Source organism: Orrella sp. JC864 (assembly GCF_037026685.1).
Lineage (GTDB): Bacteria > Pseudomonadota > Gammaproteobacteria > Burkholderiales > Burkholderiaceae_B > Orrella.
Map to the genome: position 1 here is coordinate 1 of NZ_JBANET010000046.1, position 4,143 is coordinate 4,143.

At 52.4% G+C, this 4,143-nt stretch carries 3 protein-coding genes and 1 pseudogene; 1 reads left to right on the forward strand and 3 read right to left on the reverse strand.

Translation table 11 applies throughout. From position 1 onward, the window contains the following. The first annotated feature begins 165 nt into the window (after positions 1 to 165). Positions 166 to 645, forward strand: coding sequence for a VOC family protein (locus V8Z80_RS20785; RefSeq protein WP_336063322.1), 480 nt, complete (start codon positions 166 to 168; stop codon positions 643 to 645). Positions 646 to 978: 333 nt separating this feature from the next. Here the strand turns inward: V8Z80_RS20785 and V8Z80_RS20790 are convergent, their stop codons facing one another. The 3 genes and pseudogenes from V8Z80_RS20790 to V8Z80_RS20915 form a co-directional block, all read right to left on the reverse strand. Continuing rightward, positions 979 to 3,234: an NACHT domain-containing protein gene (locus V8Z80_RS20790; RefSeq protein ID WP_336063324.1), complete on the reverse strand. Its 2,256-nt coding sequence runs from the start codon at positions 3,232 to 3,234 to the stop codon at positions 979 to 981. Positions 3,235 to 3,814: 580 nt separating this feature from the next. Further along, a pseudogene (locus tag V8Z80_RS20795) lies at positions 3,815 to 3,982 on the reverse strand (site-specific recombinase); the annotation flags it as partial. A 61-nt stretch (positions 3,983 to 4,043) separates the two neighbouring features. Further along, positions 4,044 to 4,139 carry an integrase core domain-containing protein gene (locus tag V8Z80_RS20915; RefSeq protein ID WP_319743341.1) on the reverse strand — a complete coding sequence of 32 codons (96 nt, stop codon included), beginning with the start codon at positions 4,137 to 4,139 and terminating at the stop codon, positions 4,044 to 4,046. Positions 4,140 to 4,143: the final 4 nt, after the last annotated feature.

The window sequence follows — 4,143 nt, forward strand, 5'->3', positions numbered from 1 at the left end:
GACCAGCCGGTTTTTCTAGATTGAGCTTGTCCAGTTCGTGGGAGGAGGTCACCGGATTCCTTCGATGTGCAGGGTATGCTCGGCGATGCGGGAATGCCGGCATCGGCGTTCCATTTCCCGACCCGGCGCCGGGCTTGCGTCCGGGCCTTCGACAGGAGAACGAACATGGTCCCCAAGAATACGATCTGTCTTTGGTACGACCGCGACGCCCTGGACGCGGCGCGCTTCTACGCCGACACGTTTCCGGACAGCGCCGTGGGGCGCGTCATGCATGCGCCCGGCGACTATCCCTCGGGCCAGCGCGGCGATGTGCTGACGGTGGAATTCACCGTGATCGGCATTCCCTGCCTGGGATTGAACGGCGGCCCGGCCTTCAAGCAGACCGAAGCCTTTTCCTTTCAGGTTGCCACCGACGACCAGGCCGAGACCGACCGGTTGTGGAACGCGATCGTGAGCAACGGCGGACAGGAAAGCGCCTGCGGCTGGTGCAAGGACAAGTGGGGCGTGTCGTGGCAGATTACGCCGCGCGTGCTGACCGAGGCGCTGAACGACCCGGACCGTGTCGCGGCCAAGCGGGTTTTCGATGCGATGATGCAGATGGGGAAGATCGATGTGGCGGGGATTGAGGCGGCTTGGCGGGGGTGAGTGGCCGTCAAACGCCTGATTGCAAAGGAAGTAGACGGAGGGTGCTCCGCTGTTGTGCTTGCAGCGTATGTTTCCAGCGCGTACCTTGGAATCATAGAGCCATGAGTGATATCTGTTCTCAACGAGCGGCGTTCGTTCGTTGCGCGCGCCAGGTATTGGGTAAAAATTTGGCTGACGTTGAGTCGCGGCATTGCCAGGATGGCTTGTTTGGCGCCGTGCGGTTTGTCGGCAGGTCCAAATATGTCAGGCTCGACGATATCCTCGAAACGTGCTCCTCACACAACGTCCTCATCCGAACTCGAAAGAACAGGCCAACCATAGGATCTGAGTTTCCTAGCGGGAAATTGCTATGGAAGAAATTTCTTGCCATAGTTCATCTTCTGAAAGCGTAAGTTCGGATCGAATTCTATTCATTCTGTCCGTAAACCGGCGAACAGGCTTATAGATCCACCCATCGTCACCTTTGAATCGTTCGACAACGCCGTGCCTAATAAGGATTTTTAGAATTGATTCAGCGAGTTTGGGGCTGTACTTCTGTCCGTACCCTCCTTTCAGCAATGCTGCTTCCTCGCGGCCGGCACCGGGTTGAAAGAAGATCTTGTGGATTATTGCGAGAAAGAGCTTCTGTGCGGGCGTGAGGGGGCTCTCTTTGATGCGCGCGGAGTTGGAAAGACGTTCGAACGCTATGACTTCTGCTGCTTTTATCCAGGGCGGAAGTCCGGTGTGGCTCGATACTCCAGTAACTGAAGAAATGATGCAGTCTTCAAGGACGAGATTGTTTGCAGCGGTAACGGGTGTGTGATCGAGAATCAATAAGTCGATCTCCGATTGATTGATTTTTAAATTGGAGACCGTTCTGTGGTTTAATGCGAATATCGGTAGCGTTGAACCGCTTAGTGTCAACAATCGAAAATCTAGTGGTTCTCTACCATATAGGCATAGTGCCGATACAATTTCGCCCAAACGTTTCGTGTTTTGGCTTGACCCAAACTTACGTAAATAGGAGAAACTGTGCTGATCGAGATCGTAGGTGCGAATCATCTGCGCAGCATGAATCGTACCCAGTAGTTTTAATGACTGAATCCATTGGATGGAACCCGATCTCTCGGACATGGAGACAATATCCGAAATCAAGGCGTCGGCGCGCAGTACATCGAGGACGTTTGGGTCGATGAACTGACGATCAGGCGACTCGGGTTCAATCCGTCCTAGTGTGCACATCCGTGATAAAAGTTGTCGACCGCTTTCATCTGGCACAGAACCAACAACTGACTGGTACGCTGAGTCAATGTCGGACGGTGTAAGCCGCCCGGTAAAGGTGCTCGAGTATCTCGTTTTTGCTGCTAAATATTGAAGAATAAGCTGGATCGTTTGCGGGGCGATGGCGCCGCCAACGCCCTTTGATTCGCGGCGGCAGACTGCGTAGATGAAGGCAGACCAAAACTGAAACTGGCCGTACTCTCGCTGTAGTAGAGACTCGATGTCTTCTTTCTCGAGCTCCACCAGCATCTGGAAGACGAGTGGTCTGCGAGGCAGCCACTCGGGAAGCGCTGCGGTAATTCCGAGCGCTTTAAGATACTGTTCGGCTTCCGCTGTCGAGAATGTTTCAGGTGCCTCTATACAGGCAAGATCATGTGACTGTGAAAGTCCCAGACTCTCGATCATCTCTGCATTTCCATCAAAGAAATGCGAACGACCAGTGATGAGGACGCCGGCTTTGCTCTTCTGAATTAGGTCTCTAACACCTTGAACAGCGCGCTTACGAAGGGCTTTTCGATCTTCAATTCGAGTATCATGTATCTGTGTGCCTATTTCATCGAACCCATCAAGCAGAAGAATGAGATGCCCTGAGTTTAGTAGTCTCATTACGTTGTCGACGGAGTTTCCCAAGCCAACATTCCCAAGGTGTCCTGCAACTATTTCTAGTGCACTAGAACTGCTCCAGTGATCTCTGAGATTAATAGCCACTGGAAAGGCGCTCGAGCCTCTCACATCTGCTCGGAGCTTAGCGTAGACTTCTCTGACGCAACGGCTCTTTCCTGTGCCGTAATCACCCGATAGGACGATATGTGCGCCGCGTTGTAGCAGTGTGGTGATCCCATCAATTGTGAAAGTCTTGTCTCGCTCAATGTCTATGTATTTGACTGGGATAAATGCACGCGTGTCGTTCTCGCCCGTTTTTGAATCAACCGCGCTACCAAAGGGCAGTACATTTCGCAAGGCGTCATAGTTCTTGAAGTCAAAAAATGCGCGCTCGAATTCTGCTGCCGAGCAGACTGTAATGTGGTTGCTCCGGCCGGCTTCTACCATGCTATCTGTTGGCTTTGCCTCAAGAACCACGAATCCGCGGCAAATGAGACCTTGAGTGGCCAGGCGGATCTTAGTTGGAATGATTTTGTTTAGATCCTCCCGCACTTTTTGCAACGTTCTTTCCTTGGTGATCTCAATGATTATTACTTCGTCAGCGGAAACATGGCATACACCATCGAAATCAACGCCATCGATATGTTCCGGCTTGCAAACTGCTGTCCAACGAAGACTCGCAATGCCTCGGACGTGGTCTTCCAGCGACTTCCAAGTGGTGATCATGAGAGTTAGTGTTCTGTGTGGATGATGTTTGATAAGGCGCAATTCCGCGGTTATTTGCCGCTAGCGAAGCGGTGAATTGTATTGCTATGCGGTTAGCGAAGGTGGTAAATGTTTTGGATGTGAGGGAAGTTCCATAATATAGCTTTCGGGATTTTGGTATTGCGGATGGTTCAAGCGGCGAGGCTATTTGTTTTAGATATATATCCTTCTTTATTGCATTGCCACCGCTGCTGCTCCTCGATTGTAAATATCAACCCGGCGCAACCTATCATGCATGTTTCCGTCCGTCCTGCTCTTGGTCATGAAAGAAGCTTTAGGAGTTGCACTTGCACGGGTTGCTGCTTTATTCCCTAGGGTTATCTCACTGTTGGGGTTAGTCAGCTGTGCTGAACGAGAAGGCTCCCTAAAATGGCAGGTGCTTATTCGTAGTTGAGAACTGATTCACGTCGACTGCCCTCATTATTGAGTAACTTGATTCTACAAGTAAGGACAGTTTGGATCTAGATCGGATCCTAATGACGCCCGGTGCGGGTGTGTTGTCAATGCCCGTTGTCCTTGACTGCATGGGCTGGACGAAGCGGGCGGGTGCACGCTGGATGTAAACGCCCCGCGCCATCTCATCTTCGGTACGTCGCGCCCAGTCTTTTGCGTCCCGTTTGGTGCGAAACGTCTCCGCTGTCGGAGGCCAGCCGGTTTTGCGGATCAGTGCTTTCCAAGTGCCCGAGGGAGTCTTGACTATCGTAGCCATGTGCGGTCAAAAGTGAGGCTCGCGCCGCGTCACTGTATTGACCCAGCAGAACCTGCTCAGGTTAAGCGGCTAATGCAAATGCCTCAGCCGGGGTCTTCATGCCAAGCGCCTGGTGCGGGCGTCGGCCGTTGTAGAAGCGTATCCAATCGCCGATCACGCGA

Bases quoted from the DNA above. Each gene is read 5' to 3' on its own strand.
- V8Z80_RS20785 (WP_336063322.1), top strand. From the start codon at position 166: ATGGTCCCCAAGAATACGATCTGTCTTTGGTACGACCGCGACGCCCTG.
- V8Z80_RS20790 (WP_336063324.1), bottom strand. From the start codon at position 3,234: ATGATCACCACTTGGAAGTCGCTGGAAGACCACGTCCGAGGCATTGCG.